Source organism: Moellerella wisconsensis (assembly GCF_022592395.1).
In the GTDB taxonomy this organism is placed as follows: domain Bacteria; phylum Pseudomonadota; class Gammaproteobacteria; order Enterobacterales; family Enterobacteriaceae; genus Moellerella; species Moellerella wisconsensis.
Window position 1 is genome coordinate 1,179,650 of the sequence record NZ_CP093242.1, and the last position, 15,105, is coordinate 1,194,754.

General features: G+C 38.9%; 18 protein-coding genes, 1 tRNA gene and 1 pseudogene. 7 read left to right on the forward strand and 13 right to left on the reverse strand.

The genetic code is table 11. The features are described 5' to 3' along the window. Nucleotides 1–46 precede the first annotated feature (46 nt). Together ompA and sulA are read right to left on the reverse strand one after the other, a co-directional pair. Entirely contained in the window at nucleotides 47–1,117 is a 1,071-nt protein-coding gene (gene ompA / locus MNY66_RS05180) for a porin OmpA (protein WP_047255457.1), read from the reverse strand. A gap of 355 nt (nucleotides 1,118–1,472) precedes the next feature. Beyond that, nucleotides 1,473–1,994, reverse strand: coding sequence for an SOS-induced cell division inhibitor SulA (sulA, locus tag MNY66_RS05185; protein ID WP_047255456.1), 522 nt, complete (start codon nucleotides 1,992–1,994; stop codon nucleotides 1,473–1,475). A gap of 298 nt (nucleotides 1,995–2,292) precedes the next feature. Here sulA and MNY66_RS05190 point away from each other — a divergent pair, with 298 nt between their 5' ends. Continuing rightward, nucleotides 2,293–2,850 (forward strand): TfoX/Sxy family DNA transformation protein, encoded by a 558-nt coding sequence (locus MNY66_RS05190; RefSeq protein WP_241501583.1) that lies wholly within the window; start codon nucleotides 2,293–2,295, stop codon nucleotides 2,848–2,850. Between the two features lie 116 nt (nucleotides 2,851–2,966). Here the strand turns inward: MNY66_RS05190 and yccS are convergent, their stop codons facing one another. Then, the gene (yccS, locus tag MNY66_RS05195) at nucleotides 2,967–5,111 is read right to left on the reverse strand and encodes a YccS family putative transporter (RefSeq protein ID WP_241501584.1); all 2,145 of its coding nucleotides are present in this window, start codon (nucleotides 5,109–5,111) and stop codon (nucleotides 2,967–2,969) included. Nucleotides 5,112–5,243: 132 nt separating this feature from the next. Here yccS and helD point away from each other — a divergent pair, with 132 nt between their 5' ends. Then, a complete protein-coding gene (gene helD / locus MNY66_RS05200) occupies nucleotides 5,244–7,298 on the forward strand; it encodes a DNA helicase IV (protein WP_241501585.1) in 2,055 nt (684 codons plus the stop codon). A 106-nt stretch (nucleotides 7,299–7,404) separates the two neighbouring features. Here helD and MNY66_RS05205 read toward each other — a convergent pair whose 3' ends face one another. After that, nucleotides 7,405–7,863 (reverse strand): methylglyoxal synthase, encoded by a 459-nt coding sequence (locus MNY66_RS05205; protein ID WP_047255453.1) that lies wholly within the window; start codon nucleotides 7,861–7,863, stop codon nucleotides 7,405–7,407. A 226-nt stretch (nucleotides 7,864–8,089) separates the two neighbouring features. Between MNY66_RS05205 and MNY66_RS05210 the strand changes: the two genes are divergently transcribed. Beyond that, nucleotides 8,090–8,509 carry a CoA-binding protein gene (locus tag MNY66_RS05210; protein WP_241501586.1) on the forward strand — a complete coding sequence of 140 codons (420 nt, stop codon included), beginning with the start codon at nucleotides 8,090–8,092 and terminating at the stop codon, nucleotides 8,507–8,509. Nucleotides 8,510–8,637: 128 nt separating this feature from the next. Here MNY66_RS05210 and hspQ read toward each other — a convergent pair whose 3' ends face one another. Then, nucleotides 8,638–8,958, reverse strand: a complete 321-nt coding sequence (gene hspQ, locus MNY66_RS05215; protein ID WP_197075993.1) for a heat shock protein HspQ — start codon at nucleotides 8,956–8,958, stop codon at nucleotides 8,638–8,640. Between the two features lie 297 nt (nucleotides 8,959–9,255). Between hspQ and MNY66_RS05220 the strand changes: the two genes are divergently transcribed. After that, a complete protein-coding gene (locus MNY66_RS05220) occupies nucleotides 9,256–9,540 on the forward strand; it encodes an acylphosphatase (RefSeq protein WP_241501587.1) in 285 nt (94 codons plus the stop codon). A gap of 34 nt (nucleotides 9,541–9,574) precedes the next feature. Here the strand turns inward: MNY66_RS05220 and tusE are convergent, their stop codons facing one another. Then, nucleotides 9,575–9,904: a sulfurtransferase TusE gene (gene tusE / locus MNY66_RS05225; protein WP_047255449.1), complete on the reverse strand. Its 330-nt coding sequence runs from the start codon at nucleotides 9,902–9,904 to the stop codon at nucleotides 9,575–9,577. A 183-nt stretch (nucleotides 9,905–10,087) separates the two neighbouring features. Here tusE and MNY66_RS05230 point away from each other — a divergent pair. Then, nucleotides 10,088–10,175 (forward strand) — tRNA-Ser (locus tag MNY66_RS05230). Nucleotides 10,176–10,607: 432 nt separating this feature from the next. On the opposite strand, the gene MNY66_RS05235 is transcribed toward MNY66_RS05230, so the two are convergent. The 3 genes and pseudogenes from MNY66_RS05235 to MNY66_RS05245 all read right to left on the reverse strand — a co-directional run. Then, entirely contained in the window at nucleotides 10,608–10,751 is a 144-nt protein-coding gene (locus tag MNY66_RS05235; protein ID WP_241501588.1) for a hypothetical protein, read from the reverse strand. Then, nucleotides 10,748–11,140, reverse strand: a complete 393-nt coding sequence (locus MNY66_RS05240; RefSeq protein WP_241501589.1) for a hypothetical protein — start codon at nucleotides 11,138–11,140, stop codon at nucleotides 10,748–10,750. The genes MNY66_RS05235 and MNY66_RS05240 overlap by 4 nt, the downstream gene beginning before the upstream one ends. Before the next feature lie 301 nt (nucleotides 11,141–11,441). Next, nucleotides 11,442–11,705, reverse strand: a pseudogene (locus MNY66_RS05245) (IS110 family transposase); the annotation flags it as partial. Between the two features lie 122 nt (nucleotides 11,706–11,827). Here MNY66_RS05245 and MNY66_RS05250 point away from each other — a divergent pair. Further along, nucleotides 11,828–12,106, forward strand: coding sequence for a tRNA-specific adenosine deaminase (locus tag MNY66_RS05250; protein WP_241501590.1), 279 nt, complete (start codon nucleotides 11,828–11,830; stop codon nucleotides 12,104–12,106). An 85-nt stretch (nucleotides 12,107–12,191) separates the two neighbouring features. Further along, nucleotides 12,192–12,329, forward strand: a complete 138-nt coding sequence (locus tag MNY66_RS05255) for a hypothetical protein (protein ID WP_239407435.1) — start codon at nucleotides 12,192–12,194, stop codon at nucleotides 12,327–12,329. 418 nt (nucleotides 12,330–12,747) lie between these two features. On the opposite strand, the gene MNY66_RS05260 is transcribed toward MNY66_RS05255, so the two are convergent. The 4 genes from MNY66_RS05260 to MNY66_RS05275 all read right to left on the reverse strand — a co-directional run bounded on the left by MNY66_RS05260 (nucleotide 12,748) and on the right by MNY66_RS05275 (nucleotide 15,085). Beyond that, entirely contained in the window at nucleotides 12,748–13,332 is a 585-nt protein-coding gene (locus MNY66_RS05260; protein ID WP_241501591.1) for an antirestriction protein ArdA, read from the reverse strand. Between the two features lie 663 nt (nucleotides 13,333–13,995). Beyond that, a complete protein-coding gene (locus MNY66_RS05265) occupies nucleotides 13,996–14,448 on the reverse strand; it encodes a hypothetical protein (protein WP_241501592.1) in 453 nt (150 codons plus the stop codon). Between the two features lie 6 nt (nucleotides 14,449–14,454). Then, the gene (locus MNY66_RS05270) at nucleotides 14,455–14,667 is read right to left on the reverse strand and encodes a hypothetical protein (RefSeq protein WP_239407432.1); all 213 of its coding nucleotides are present in this window, start codon (nucleotides 14,665–14,667) and stop codon (nucleotides 14,455–14,457) included. A gap of 97 nt (nucleotides 14,668–14,764) precedes the next feature. Then, the gene (locus MNY66_RS05275; RefSeq protein WP_072063290.1) at nucleotides 14,765–15,085 is read right to left on the reverse strand and encodes a hypothetical protein; all 321 of its coding nucleotides are present in this window, start codon (nucleotides 15,083–15,085) and stop codon (nucleotides 14,765–14,767) included. Between the last annotated feature and the right edge of the window lie 20 nt (nucleotides 15,086–15,105).

Genomic DNA, 15,105 nt, shown 5'->3' on the forward strand with positions numbered 1-15,105 from the left:
TTTTTTGAGATACTTTCGAAATATACCTAGAACAACTTAATTAATATTAAGCGCCTGGTTGAGTAACAACTTCAGTTGTACCCTGGATTTCGATTTCTACGCGACGGTCTGGAGCCAGACACTCGATCAGAGCTGCACGGCCTTTAACATCGTCACATTTGTTGCCAGTAACTGGATCTTCTTTACCACGGCCTTCTGCAGAGATTGCAGAAACTGGAACGCCTTTAGCTACCAGATAATCTACAACTGACTGAGCACGTTTCTGTGACAGAGGCAGGTTGTAGTTTTGAGAACCGATACGGTCAGTATAACCGATAACAACTACACGGCCTTGAGTTGGGTCGATGTTGCTCAGTTCAGAGAACAGTTCGTTCAGAGCTGATTGACCTTCAGTTTTCAGAGTTGCTTTGTTGAAGTTAAACAGAACGTCTGAACGCAGTGTGAAACGTTTGTTTTCAACAACTGGAGCTGGCTCAACAACTGGAGCTGGAGCTACAACTGGCGCTGCTTCTTGATTGAAGCGGTAAGCCAGACCAACACTCAGCATGCCGTTATCTGGACGAACGCCCAGGTTGTCTTTATCACCCATATGGCTTACCCATTGGTAATCCAGACGAGTTGCCCAGTTTGGAGTGATTGCGTATTCAACACCCAGAGCGTAGACTGGAGAAACACCAGTATCGTTTTCTTTAAAGCGTTCGCCACCTTGGTTAGCTTTAACATCTGTACGCCATACCATACCACCCAGACGTGTATAAACGTCTAAGTCTTCCATTACTGGATAGCTTAATTTGGTAGTCAGAGAAACACCCATAGATTTCAGATCACCGCTGTTATCTGAACCTTTGTATTTCATTTTACCAAACCAGTCGTAGCCCAGTTCGAAACCTAAGTATGGGTTATACTGATAACCAGCATATGCACCCGCACCCAGTTGATCACGGTCAGTTTTACCGCTACCTACTGAATCGAAATCTGAAGGGGTGAATTTAGTGTTTTCGTAATGTGACCAACCTAGTTTACCACCGGTATACCAAGTGTTGTCTTTTGGAGCTGCTTGCGCTGCAGTTGCAAACGCCGCTAGTGCCACTGCTACTGCGATAGCTGTCTTTTTCATTTTTTACGCCTCGTTATCATCCAATTTTGGCATGGCTTCAATGAGCCTTATTATTAGCCATTGGTTTAAAATACTTGCTAAGTTTTACAGTGCATTATGTGAAAAAAAACATCAAAAGTAAATATAATGGCACTACCTTAACAAGCTAAAGTCTACAACGAACTCGAAAAGATACAAGTAGACAGTGCAAAAATAGCGATAAAAAAATAAAATTTGATGGATAAATCATAGAGATAAAAGAGAATGTTGCTTTTGTGATTAGTTGCTTATCTCTTTGATATAAATTGATTTTTAGTATGTATTTTACCCATTTAATACCAAGTGTTAAATTTAGTAAGAAAATTCTTAATCTAGCTTAATGATAACGATTAGGCTGAATTTTTAAGAGATTTAGCTGTCGAGAACAGGGATTAACGATATTATTTATAATCTGAGGCCTCATAATTAGTCCTATTGCCCCCCCTAATAGCGCAGCTTTTTCCAGACGCGCAAAATCGTGATCTTCGAGTTCGGGCAACCAACCTAAAACAATACTGTAATTTCCACTATTTAATGCTTTTTCCATCGCATCGATGGTCGTAATTGAATCAATATGATTCAGTTGCATAATTTTATGTAAAGGGAGCCCAGATTGCGCTAGCCATTTTTTACTTAATTTTTTATTAGGGCTTAACCATAGTAACCAGCGTGACTGGTCACCAAATTGCCGTAATAAAGGAAGTAAAAGATAATCAACAATCGGGTGCTGATCATTATAGACTAATTCACTGATCATGCCTTCCGTCAAGGATGATTTTTGTGTTTGTTGATGAACTAACCCTTTCACATGTGTGTTCAGAGAATATTCAATTGTATCATTCCATGAATAGATGCTCATAATCTACCTCACCATTATGCACTGTATATATGTACAGTAACTGTATATTTATACAATATCAAGATTATTTTTACGAAGTGCTTCGCAAATTTCAATGTTTATAACGGCAATTTGTACAGAACTTTTAGTGAAGTATCACAACGTGATAATTATCTAATTAATTGTAAAAAATAAAAAAATTAAACTTTTAGTAGGGAACTAATCTCATGGATTTAATCTCAAAAAGGAATTTGAGCTAATGATGATACCAGAACAAAAATATCGCTATTTAGCGCGCTTATTTAGTAAATATGGCGAAATGAAAAGAAAAAATCACTTCGGTGGTTATTGTTTGATTATTGATCATGCCATCGTTGGTTTGGTTATTGATGGTGAGTTTTATTTACGGGGGTGCTTATTTGCTCAAAATCACTTTGAAGCTATCGGACTTAAGAAATTAATTTATAAGAAAAAAGGAGTTCTTCTTGAGCTCAGATATTATTGTATACCAGATAAAGTTTGGCAGTATGAAAGTCGATTTTTATTTTATGTTGATCTTACTTATCAAGCTGCTATGGAAGAACAGTTATTAAAACAAAAAGTTGAGGGGCGTATAAAAGATTTACCCAATATGAATATGGCGTCAGAGAGAGCGCTAGGTAAAGTAGGAATTTATCACGTTGCAGAGTTAAAATTGATTGGAGCAAAAGCCTGTTATCTGAAATTAAGGCAATATAATCATTATCGCTTAGGGATTAAATTACTGTTTGAATTAGCGGGTGCGATTGCTGGTTATCATAGTTCAGTTTTACCCCATGATCTGAAGCAAGAGTTGATACGCTGGTATCACACCGTTGATTGTAGCTGTTCAGAATAACATATAATAAGTATAAATTAATTAATCAAAAAAATAACAGGAGCGAGGGAAAATACGCTGGAGTTGCCTATTTTCCCTCTTAATTACACACGGATTTTTTTGTATTAGTGTGTTGATTATGACTGCTGCGATTTAATACTTTGAATTAATGAGCTTATCTCAGGTAATAATTCAAGTAATAGCCGAGTTTGCTCCATAATAAGCAGCGCCTTGTCATTATCATGCACAGAAAAATGATCAATCCGTTGAATTAAGCTTTGAGCCAGATTATCTGATTTTTCTATGACGCTATTATCGCCGGCAAGGGATGACTCTACAAAGCAAACCGTATCATTTAAAATGGATAAGATTTGTGTATTCTCAATTTTCTCTCTATGAGCCCCTAACGCAGATATATAGCTTAGTAAAGTATGATTTAAGCAGAGTAAACGGAAAGCTTGTTCTTGTGTGGTGTGATAAGACTTGGGGTCAGTCGCCATATTGGAGACCACAGAAGCAAATTCAGCATCGCTATTATGTGCATCTCTGCGAGCCACTCGATATTCTAAACGGTTATCTTTGCCTTGATGATATTGGATTAAAATTGCATCTAGATAACGACAGTTATTTTCCATAGTGCGATTAATGACTTGAGGTAGTTGGCGAAATTTCCAATCAGGCCAGATAAAACTCACCGCAAGCCATGCTGTTCCACAGCCAATTAATGTGTCGATAATCCGTGGTAATGCCACTTCAAAGCCTTCACCAAGTAAATTGAAGCTGAATAGGACTAATAAGGTAATAAATAATGTGGCTTGAGCATATTGGCTATTTCGAAACACAAAAAATAGTAGACCAGAAATAACAATAAGGACTAATTGACCTTCAATAGAAGGAACGAAATACAGAATAGGTAAGCCGATCAGTACGCCAGCTAGCGTTCCGATAATCCGCAGGGCTAATCGCCGTTTGGTAGCATTATAATTAGGCTGGCAGACAAATAAGCTGGTCAATAAAATCCAATATCCGCGATTTAAATCAAATAATTGAATAAATGCATAGCCAAAGCACAGCAGTATAGACAATCTAACTGCGTGACGGAATAAGGCTGATTTAGGCGTTAAATGGCGTTTGAAACGCTCGATAATATCTCTAAATCCTGATAGTGATTCATCAGATAATTGAATATTATCTTTATTCTCAAGATCATTAGGTTCTTGTTCTAGGCTCAGCCCCTTTAATTGAATATCGATTCCTTTAAGATTTTTTAGCAAATTATATAATGCATTAATTTCATGACTTGCCGGATGTTGCTGTTTAAGCAACTGTAATGAAGCTTCTAAGTAATTGAATGAATGCTCAAATCTCGGATTATGATTATACTGAGTACGTAGCAAGATTGATTGTGCGACTTGTTGGCAAGCGCGAGCTTGCATGGATAATAAACGCTGAAACCGGAATAAAATATCACTATGGCGGAATGAATGGCTTAAATTTTTATATTGAATATGTGAAGAACTTGCACGTTCATGAATATCTTGCGCCACAAAATAATAGTGTAACGTATGGCGTGTACCTCGTTGTCCTCGGTCTCCTTTTAAGCGACTGAGTAACACTAATTTAGCCTGATTCATCGTATTAACTAACGCGCTATTAGCCATAGTTAAGTCAAAGATAGATTGCTGATGATCTTCTTCGATATCGGGATCAAATAAGTTAGCTTTTGCATCTAAGAACGAAGATAACTGCTGATAGCACTGGGCTAAAATATCTTGTAACGGTCGCACAGGAAACAGTAAATGGCCAATCAATGTCAACAGGTTGTACCAAATAGCCCCTGTAAGTAACAGTACTGGCTGTTGATACCAAGTATCAAAGATAGGCGCACCCAGCATGGTATAAATAGCAATTAATAATGCACCAAAGGCAATAGTGGCATAGCGTTGTCCTAGAGCCCCCAGCATAATAAAACCGCCGGTAGATAGTGCTAATCCGCACAAAAACAACCAGGGGTAAGGAAATAGCAACTCTATTGAAACTGATGCAATTAAAAAGCATAACAATGTGATGGCTAAATTTTTAAGCCGCCCGGTGAGGCGATCATCAAGGTCGGTTAATGCTGCGGCAACTACCCCTAAGGTTAAGGGGATCGTCGTTTTTGGTTCTTGACCTAACAACCAAGGAACCAATGTTGTTCCTGTAAGTGAAATTAGGATTCGGATATAATACAAAAAATGACTGTTATATAGAATGCGGCGATAGCCGGAGAGCAGGGTAAGCACACAGTACCTCTAAAAGGGGACAAAAAGTCTCTAATTTTTATAGGATAGCGTGTTTAGCGGTAAGAAAAAACCACCTGAAATCAAGCAGTCGTTATTTTCGTTGTTCAATTGATAAAATACGGTGTAGCGCGAATGGAACTGAAATCAACACAACTTGGACAGCGTTTGGCACAGCACCCTTATAATAAGGTGCGATTACTTAATGCAGGCATCGAAGTCAGTGGTGAAAAACATCAGTATTTGATCCCTTTTAATCAGTTGTTGAATATACATTGTAAGCGGGGTCTTGTTTGGGGAGAGTTGGAATTTGAGCTACCCGATGAGCAAGTCGTTCGTTTACATGGTACAGAATGGAAAGAAACACAACATTTTTACTGTTATCTAAAAAATAAATGGCAATTATGGAGTAATGAAATGAGTGAAATCAGCGCGGTAGTATTGTCAGCGCTGGTGGATTCGATTACGCAAAAATTACAGCAACAAAGTTGGCTTGAGCAATCTAGTTTAGTCAGTATTCAGCAATTGATAGAACAAAAATTTGCCGCTTTACCTTTGCCAATAACTCGATTAGTTGAATTTAATCAATGTCATGAAAATTATTTATATTGTTTATCTTGGCTGAATGAAGGTGAGCAGAAACGCCATCAAGTAAATCAGCAATGGAGCTGTTCGATATTAGCAAAATATGCTGATTTTTTTCAACAAATTGAAACTACTCCGCTTAATACATCCCAGAGCCATGCTGTAGTTAACGGTGAAAAAAATGTGCTTGTGTTGGCCGGAGCGGGCAGCGGTAAAACATCGGTGCTAGTCGCTCGGGCAGGATGGTTATTAGCTCGTCAGCTGGCATTGCCAGACCAAATTTTATTATTAGCTTTTGGGCGTCAAGCGGCGATCGAAATGAATACACGGATTAATGAACGATTAGATCAACAAGATATTCATGCTAAGACATTTCTCGCATTAGCGCTGCACATCATTCGAGAATGTGGAAAAAAACCACCTATAATTAGTGAATTAGAAACGGATCAACAAAAAAAGTATCAATTATTACTCGATGAATGGCGGGTACAATGTGCCGCTAAAAAAGCACAAGCTAAAGGCTGGCGAGAATGGCTTACTGAAGAATTAGGCTGGGAGATCCCAGAAGGTGATTTTTGGCAAGACCCATCGATTAGCCAGCGCATAGTCAGTCGTTTAGATAACTGGTTAGGTTTAATGAGAATGCATGGCGGCAGTCAAAAGGCAATGATAGAAGAAGCGAAAGACGAAATTAGTGGGTTGTTTCAAAAGCGAATACGTCTTATGGCACCATTATTAAAAGCGTGGAAAGCTGCATTAAAAGCAGATAATGCTGTCGATTTTTCGGGGTTACTCCATCAAGCCATTTATTTACTAGAAAAAGGCCGCTTTGTCAGTCCGTGGAAACATATTTTAGTCGATGAATTTCAGGATATATCACCATTAAGAGCCAAGTTATTACAAACTCTTCGGCAACAAAATAAACAAAGTTCACTCTTTGCCGTGGGGGATGATTGGCAAGCTATTTATAGGTTTAGTGGGGCTGAATTGAATTTAACTAGAAAGTTTGAACAATATTTTGGCGTGGGAGCAATATGTATGCTCGATACCACCTACCGTTTTAATCAGCGTATTGGACATATTGCCAACCAATTTATTTTACAGAATCCTGCACAGTTAAATAAACCTCTGAATAGTTTGGCAAAGGGAAATAAAAAATCGGTCGTATTGCTGCCTGAAGAACAATTAGAAGCGTTATTAAATAAAATGAGTGGGTATGTAAGAGATGATGAACGGATCCTACTGCTTGCGCGCTATCATCATCTTAAACCCGAAATTTTAGCTAAAGCTGAGACACGTTGGCCAAAATTAAATATCGATTTTATGACCATTCATGCAGCTAAAGGCCAACAAGCTGATTATGTGATTATTTTAGGATTAAGTTCGAATAAAGAGAGTTTTCCTGCACTAGCACGTGAATCAGTACTCGAACAAGTATTGTTACCACAACCAGAAAGTTTTGTTGATGCAGAGGAACGTCGTTTATTGTATGTGGCATTAACACGTACAAAACATCAGGTGTGGTTGATGTTTGACCCGCAATATCCATCTGTTTTTGTTGAAGAATTGGTCAGTTTGGGTGCAGTTAAACAGCGAAAACCTTAGTTTCAATTAAATTAACTGCTGTGTGCACTATTTATTAAATAGAACACACAGATTATTGAATGGAATACACTGCTGCGGTAGTAAAATTAGCAATATACGGCTAGTTTTATTGAGTTCTATCTGTCAAGTAACGTGCATAATCAGGAATGGTTATATCAATACTGCCTGAAAAATAAGGTGATGTGATGATAAAGTCAGCGGTAGCAGCATTAGTAGCTACGGGGATATTCCAGACGGTAGCTAGACGCAGAAGGGCTTTTACATCAGGGTCATGAGGTACGGCATTCAGGGGGTCCCAGAAAAAAATTAAAATATCAATTTTCTGTTCTGCAATCATCGCACCGATTTGCTGATCGCCCCCCATAGGACCACTCATCATCCCAGTAACTTGCAGTCCAGTATGCTGATTAATTAAATTTCCTGTAGTGCCTGTTGCAAATAATTTATGCGAAGATAGCTGCTCTAGATTATGTTTTACCCAAGCTAATAACGAAGGTTTACAGTGATCATGAGCAACAAGAGCAATATTTTTAGGTGTTTGCAGGGTACGAGTTGTTGATTCCATGGAGATCCTCTCAGTGAGATAGCTATAAGTAGTGATAATTATATTTTATCATTATAAATTATAACGTTACTATAATTGGCTTATATTTAGATTATCATCAATATTATACCTATAAGTAGATAGCATTGTGACTATATAGCGGTATATGATTTATCGTTATAATCTCAAATATGCAGATATATGATAGTGTCTATCAATAGCTTATTGTTTTTGGAGTGGCTTTTATATGATAAAACAACAAATTAAACAAATTTTGCAGCATTCAAAAGTGATTGCATTGGTCGGTGCTAGTGACAATTCATCCAGGCCAAGCAACGAAGTGATGCACTATTTATTAGAGCAAGGATATACAGTGATCCCTGTGAGCCCAAAATTAGCAGGGCAACAATTATTGGGACAAACAGTTTATGCGCAATTAAAAGATATCCCACAACCAGTTGATATTGTTGATGTCTTTAGAAATGCACAAGCTGCGCCAGGTATAGCCGTGGAAGCAGCAGCAATTAATGCCAAAGTTTTATGGTTACAGTTGGGGGTGATCAGCCCAGAGGCTGAACAAATTGCCTTGCAAGCAGGGATGCAGTGTGTGATGGATAAATGTCCAAAAAAAGAAATTAAAGCATTGGGGTTAGAGAAATTGGATTAATATAATCTTGGTTAAGATAAATAAGATTTAAACTAAACAATTTGAATTCTACTCTATATTTAATAGGATAATATTCAAGTAAGGCAGAAAGTCTGCCTTACACGGGATTTAGATCCAATATTGACGGATTAATTACGCAAGCGCGGCGCCTGTAACTGAGACCGGATAGATTCAGCGAGTTCATCCATCGAAGATTGCTCTGGATGGTCTCCATAAGTTTCATAGGTGATTTGCGCTTCCGCAAGGTAAGTGTGGATAGCTTCACCGTCATCATCCTCCATCACAACATGATACCAAGGCGCATTACGTAAGGTATCATTTGATGAAATTTCATCATTTTGTGGTTGTTCGAGCGAGTATTCAGCATCAACATCAACAATAACGCCTAGATACCCAAGGAGTTTGTGTCTTACTTGTTGTCCAATTCCAAACTTACTGGTGATCATCATAGCCACCTCCAGACAGCCTTGCTTAATAATCATATTATACGTCTTAGATATGGGGGAGATGAATCATAATTTCAAGTTAATAGTATTTAATTGTTTATCAACCCTATTAATATTTTCAACGCAATAGATCGTATTTATAGACAAAAGCAGTAACTTCTCCTTCAGACTATCCGTAGAATGATTAAAATACAATAGTGGGATCATTCAGATTTATGGACAGTAATTTATCTCCTACTATATTTAATACTACTATTTTAGGGCATTACCCTATTATTGGAGCCAATCATTGGAGGCAATATGGCAGAGACAAATAGCCTACGGGTATTCTATATTTATGGGCGGGTTCAAGGCGTTGGATTTCGTTACCAAGCGTATCATTGGGCAAAAAAACAGGCACTAAAAGGCTATGTGATGAATCGTGAAGATGGTAGCGTAAAATTAGCTATTTATGGTACTCAGGATGATATACGCCAAGCGGAACAATGGCTAAAATCTGGTGGACCTTTTGGCGCAAGAATAGAACACTATTTTGCAGAGAACGGTGAGCTTGAAGTCGTGGCAGATTTTACAGTCCGCCACTGAGTAAAGATGTGCGCTTAGGAGCATTTGATGCAGACTAAATACATTTAACTGGTTTTGGTAATCCAGCGAGTTTTGTTGCTTGTTTTGCTGGGCCTTTAGGAAACAGTCGATAGAGATAACGGCTATTACCTTTTTCTTCGCCAAATTTCTTTGCAACAGCTTTTACTAGCATACGGATAGCTGGTGAAGTATTAAATTCCAGATAGAACTCACGTACAAAACGAATAATTTCCCAATGCTCATTAGTAAGCGAAATATTTTCGCTTTCAGCTAATAGAGGAACCATTTCCTCACGCCATAGCTCGCTATTTATAAGATAACCATGAGCATCAGTTTCAATTTCCTGACCTTCAAACACCAACATAATAATTTTAATCCAACAGTAGAGAGTGATGAAATCTAGCAAATTTTGGCTGAGAACCCAAGTTTTTCACACTGCATTGATGATATTTTAATCCATTGAACCAGAAACCGCATATTTTTACATCACTTGAACATATCAGGGGTTTACATCGATAGGCGAGATGTTTATAGTGCTCGTCATTGCGGAGGGGTGGCCGAGCGGCTGAAGGCAGCGGTCTTGAAAACCGCCGATGGGAAACCATCCGAGAGTTCGAATCTCTCCTCCTCCGCCAGAATTCAACGCCATGCTATTGATTAGCATGGCGTTTTTGTTTTTTAGGTTTTATGAGTATGCCATCCAGTATGCCATTTTATTTTGGCTTCCCTCCGATTGTATTGGCTAGTATTGGACTCAATTTGGGTATAACGAGTTCGAATTGAGACTAGTAAGATAATAAAGGTGAAGTAATGGTAACAATACCCACCTTCGATTATTATTTTATCATGAGCTCTAATTCTTAGTCATGCACTCAACTATCCCCAATGTGTTTATGTTCTTGGCACTGACCCATCCGAGTTTAGCCGATTCAGGTAAATCATCAAAAAGTGTTATGGCATGGTAGAGTTGTACCCATTGTTTATCATCCGTTCGTTTAGCGATCTAGAATTGTTCTTTTCCTGATGTGAGCTGATAGTTGATAGACTTGGACGTTCTATCAGGTTGCTCATAAATCTGAAGCATATTGGCAGGAGCTGAGCTCAACACAATCTCGATAAGTTGGTTTAGTTTGTTCGCCGTAATAAATTCTCAACGTGATGACAGCAATAATTCCCACGAAAGGAAGGCTATTTAATGCGCGATGTTTCATTGAAAGATAACCTCCACATGGTCAATGTGTTTTCCTTGGCTGTAAGCATCCAGCCACACTTTTTTGTTAATACGGGATAAGCGGTAATAGGTATCGAGAGGGCCGTCTTCACAATCGCCAGTCGAGGTACTGAATAGTTGGTTTGTTTGACTATCAATCACTTCGGCAATCACGAAGGCGCATTTAGCGCCCAGATTCACTGTGCTCGTGACGACATAACGTCCCTCGAGGTAATCATCAACACGACAATCCTTATCGGCAATCGCTTGGTTATTACACATTGGTGTAAAACCACTTTTATCGATGGCGGTATCAAATACATTCGTGTTAAAGGCGCTCGCGGTAAAATTGAGGCAAAAAGTCATGAAAATGAATACGTATTTAATCATGATTTATTATATGAACGCATCCCGTTTGCAACAGCATTCATTGTTTTGACATTGACGGGTAGGTTGCAGCTTTATATCCGACTTTTTGCAGCCATAAAGCTGCGAGCCCCTATGTAATTCGCTGACTCACACCTCATTTCCTCTGCGAGCTTCAAGCTCAAAAAATCATTCAGGTTTAGTGAGTCCCGGTTTTACCTGTCTTTGTCATCACGCTGGCCACCAGAGCAACCTTTCAGTATTCACCCTTTTTTAAGCGTTAATGTTTATCAGTATCAGCGATTAATACGGTCTGATACTGATATGATCGGTGACACATGACGAATGCTTTTACAAAACGGCCTTGCAATAATCGCACTTCATGACCCTGTTTTTTCAACTCACGCACCCAGTGCTGTGAGCCTCCACGGGCCTCCATGCCAATCAGGCAAGGTTCCCGGTTACTAAAGAACGTCAGAAAATCCTGACAACGGATCTGTTTATCAAACACTTCACCTGTATATTCATTAATGAAGTGAACTTGGATCAAATGCTTTGCGATATCAACGCCAATCGGTGTATATTTCATGTTGTGGAGTCTCCAGTCTGAGGGAGCTTTATGCATCCCGTATCGGGCACTATGATGCCGGAAATCTATGAGGCTCCGCACCTCACTGCTCATCTTTTGTGCGCCTAGTCAAGTTAGATGGGATGCGTTCATTACATAAAATCATGAATTTATCTGAGTACACGCTGTATACCAGTTGTGAGCCCTGTTGTATGTGCTCCGGTGCGATGGTATGGAGTCAATCAGGTCGGATGGTTTATTGCCTTTCTCATGATGAGCTAGCTGAGATTGCGGGGTTTAACATCATGTTATGCAGTGGTGAGATTTTCGCTAAAAGTCCTTTTAAGCCTGAGGTGACTCACGGTGTTTTAAAAGAGAAGACAATGTTAATTTATACACAATATTTTCAACCAACGACTTAACATCAAACGTCGGCCAATAATGAAAATATCGGTTAAGTTGACTAATAAGATAACGAGTCACGATGATATGATTAGCAGGTAACTAATGACATTCATTAAATTACCCGAAAAAGCGGGTTTTGCTCTGCGTCATGCGCCGCCGGAACAACAGCATGCTTTTCTTGCTGTGATTGTGCATTGGCCCAGTAATGTGGGGCAAAGTATCCAAGCCTATTCTGAATAGCTTAAGGCCAAAATAGCCCAAATCGTGGCGGTCTAGGGTGGTGTATGGCTTAACCCTGAAGAGGGCAACCAAAAGCTGAAACTGCAATGTGCGCAAGGCCACCTGATTAACACTCGTCCATTCTACTTACGCCAAGGGGTATGGTGCATAGGGTGTTATGTTGAAAGCCAATATGTGGCTATCTTGCTTCTATTAGTGCATTTGTCATCACAGTAAGATAAATATCCATTTAATGGTTTGAATTAAATAAAAAAAGAATACCATAATAGCCATCTTCACGGATATCCATAAAGATGGCATAAAGTAGGGTTTAGTTTGATTAACGTTCTAGCTTATGGATGTCATTGGGGAACCACGACATTCTTTATTTCCCGCCTTAAGGAATGAAAGCGGTTTGACTCTCATGTTGTTGTCCTATCTACCCACCCGTATGATAAACATATCCTCCACTGTGAAAAATTCCGCCTTGCTCAAGACAAACATCACGTCCATAGCGTTCATAGTCAAAGTAATGGGATAAATGCCCAAGTTGTGCTAAATCATAACAACCACTTTCTTCTATCCAGTAGTAACCTAAGTCATATTCATTATTGACCCCCGCTAATTGCTGGAAAGAATCTAAATTATCCGCTAAATGAATTAAATCATGGATTGAACTCGCTGAAGCTCCGATTTCAATTGCCGCCTGATAAAGGTCAATTTCATCAGGCGATAACATGGCTAATTGTGTGGCTAACTCGTTCAACTCATCTAAAAGGCTGTATTCTGAAATGTAGGACGAAAGGCCATCAATTGAGGATTCATAGTCGGTCAAGAAATACTCTTCATAGTGAATACCATCAATGCCAATCCGCATTAAACAGTGTTCTATTTCTTTTGAGGTTGCCGGAAGCTCAAGCCACTCACCGACCAGTTCGCCTTCGTTATATTTTCCTAAATTCGTAATAAAAACAGAGATAATCCCTGATTTTAGGCATGAGGAAGCCGTTGCTGTCATGTGCATATTCATGTCCTATTATTGATGTATTGAGTTTAATTGATGGGGATATTTTGAGAAAGAGAGCTATTTTTCTTTAAGTAAAAGAGATTGATATGAAATGTCTGGAAATATAGGGTCAAATACAAATAGATCGTAAATTATTAAAATAAAGTGACACAGAATTCTGAACACTTTCTACCTGCGAAGTGATATTTCATTCGTCACTAACGAGTGCCATTATGTTTAACGAGAAGGTAAAGTCTTCGCTCATCAGAGAGCTTATACTCTTTGTCTTTAGGTTTGGCAGTCTGTATCTGTCAGGTGCTGAGTTCGGTGAAGTTATATGAGTGATAATACAAGGAATATAAAGGAGTTTACTTGACTTGAGGATGCCACTGTAGAAATAAAGGTAGCGGACTGGGAATCGACTTTTCATCATAACATCATATATTTAAAGTGATTAATTTAGTTCTGTTTAATTTATACCCTCAATTGTGCCCTCAGCTTTAAAATGGTATTTGCCGAGCACCAAAATGGTCTCTTTTTTGAGAATATGATCTCGAAAAGGGCAGGGATCCATATGGAGACCTGTTTATTTGATCTCTTGAAATAATAATGAATGAGATGATTGATATCAATGAAAAATGGCCCAATTTTGATGGGCCGATAAACAAAATAGAAGGGGGATCAGCGGGCAATATCGCGATAAAATACGGCATTACAATCAAAGTCGGCAAAAATTTTTGCCCTGTTTTTAGGATTGGGGGTAAACTGACCAATCGGTTTATCATTGGCGTACACTGCAAATGAGTTCGCTTTTGTTATCGCTTGCGTAAAGAGAGTCCAGGAATTACCTTCACTACGCGTTTTGGTTTCCTCCGGAATGTAATAGACTTCATCGTCAATAACAAAGGCGATATTGTTTGTATCGATAGGATGTCCATCTTGATAAAGATAAACGCCATTATCATATTCCTCATCAGCAGCAATATTACAGGCAAGAATAACACTGAGATGTTTATCATTACTGATGGCGTACTCCATATAGCCTTGTGCGAAGGTTGCCGACCAATAATTGGGGATAGCGAATGCACTTAGTGAGCCGCTCATGAGAACACAGGCTAATAGTATTTTTTTCATCATCATTTAACCTCTACGATGTCGAGAACAATATTGAAGCGCTTTGGCGGAATAACCGAGATATTGGCGTTGTTCTTCCGTTAATGATTGTGCCGTATTGATTTTTGATGCCATAAATTGGGCGAGTTTGTCTTCAGGGAATTTTTTAGTCAGAAGAGTGAATGCGCATTCACATTCCTGTTTATTAAAGGCATTACTGTTGTTAACACATTGATGCATAAAAACCTCTTTGGGCGAATCTGAACAACTGGTTATCAGGAATAAGCTTAAAATAAGCAGATATAAACGAAATAGGTTGCGATTTTTCATTGGATATTCAGCCATAAAAGAAAGAGTACACAGGGATCAGCCCGACAAACCAGCCAATGATTTGAGGGCCGATAGCCCAAAAGAGCTTGGCTTGTATCAGCCCTATCGCACCTTCGCGTGTTGTGATGTAATCTGGCATAATTGCGAGTCGTATAGCATTACCGATAAACATGCCCACTCCGGTGCCTAATCCCATGACAACGAAAAACTTAATCCCCGCCCAAATACCGTAGATATGACCGGTAGGCGAAATCCAATTATAAACAACGACAATTGCGCTAATGACAAAAGCAATTAGCAGGTATTTAATAAAATAAGATGAGTTCATGTAACCGCCTTTTTAGGATG

Excerpts from the sequence above, each read along its gene's own strand:
- MNY66_RS05265 (WP_241501592.1), bottom strand. The coding sequence starts at position 14,448 with ATGAAAAAAATACTATTAGCCTGTGTTCTCATGAGCGGCTCACTAAGT.
- MNY66_RS05250 (WP_241501590.1), top strand. The coding sequence starts at position 11,828 with ATGCGTTCATTACATAAAATCATGAATTTATCTGAGTACACGCTGTAT.
- MNY66_RS05240 (WP_241501589.1), bottom strand. The coding sequence starts at position 11,140 with ATGATTAAATACGTATTCATTTTCATGACTTTTTGCCTCAATTTTACC.
- ompA (WP_047255457.1), bottom strand. The coding sequence starts at position 1,117 with ATGAAAAAGACAGCTATCGCAGTAGCAGTGGCACTAGCGGCGTTTGCA.
- MNY66_RS05260 (WP_241501591.1), bottom strand. The coding sequence starts at position 13,332 with ATGCACATGACAGCAACGGCTTCCTCATGCCTAAAATCAGGGATTATC.
- MNY66_RS05255 (WP_239407435.1), top strand. The coding sequence starts at position 12,192 with ATGACATTCATTAAATTACCCGAAAAAGCGGGTTTTGCTCTGCGTCAT.
- helD (WP_241501585.1), top strand. The coding sequence starts at position 5,244 with ATGGAACTGAAATCAACACAACTTGGACAGCGTTTGGCACAGCACCCT.
- hspQ (WP_197075993.1), bottom strand. The coding sequence starts at position 8,958 with ATGATGATCACCAGTAAGTTTGGAATTGGACAACAAGTAAGACACAAA.
- MNY66_RS05205 (WP_047255453.1), bottom strand. The coding sequence starts at position 7,863 with ATGGAATCAACAACTCGTACCCTGCAAACACCTAAAAATATTGCTCTT.
- tusE (WP_047255449.1), bottom strand. The coding sequence starts at position 9,904 with ATGTTGGTGTTTGAAGGTCAGGAAATTGAAACTGATGCTCATGGTTAT.
- MNY66_RS05270 (WP_239407432.1), bottom strand. The coding sequence starts at position 14,667 with ATGCATCAATGTGTTAACAACAGTAATGCCTTTAATAAACAGGAATGT.
- sulA (WP_047255456.1), bottom strand. The coding sequence starts at position 1,994 with ATGAGCATCTATTCATGGAATGATACAATTGAATATTCTCTGAACACA.
- MNY66_RS05210 (WP_241501586.1), top strand. The coding sequence starts at position 8,090 with ATGATAAAACAACAAATTAAACAAATTTTGCAGCATTCAAAAGTGATT.
- MNY66_RS05220 (WP_241501587.1), top strand. The coding sequence starts at position 9,256 with ATGGCAGAGACAAATAGCCTACGGGTATTCTATATTTATGGGCGGGTT.
- MNY66_RS05275 (WP_072063290.1), bottom strand. The coding sequence starts at position 15,085 with ATGAACTCATCTTATTTTATTAAATACCTGCTAATTGCTTTTGTCATT.
- MNY66_RS05190 (WP_241501583.1), top strand. The coding sequence starts at position 2,293 with ATGAAAAGAAAAAATCACTTCGGTGGTTATTGTTTGATTATTGATCAT.
- MNY66_RS05235 (WP_241501588.1), bottom strand. The coding sequence starts at position 10,751 with ATGAAACATCGCGCATTAAATAGCCTTCCTTTCGTGGGAATTATTGCT.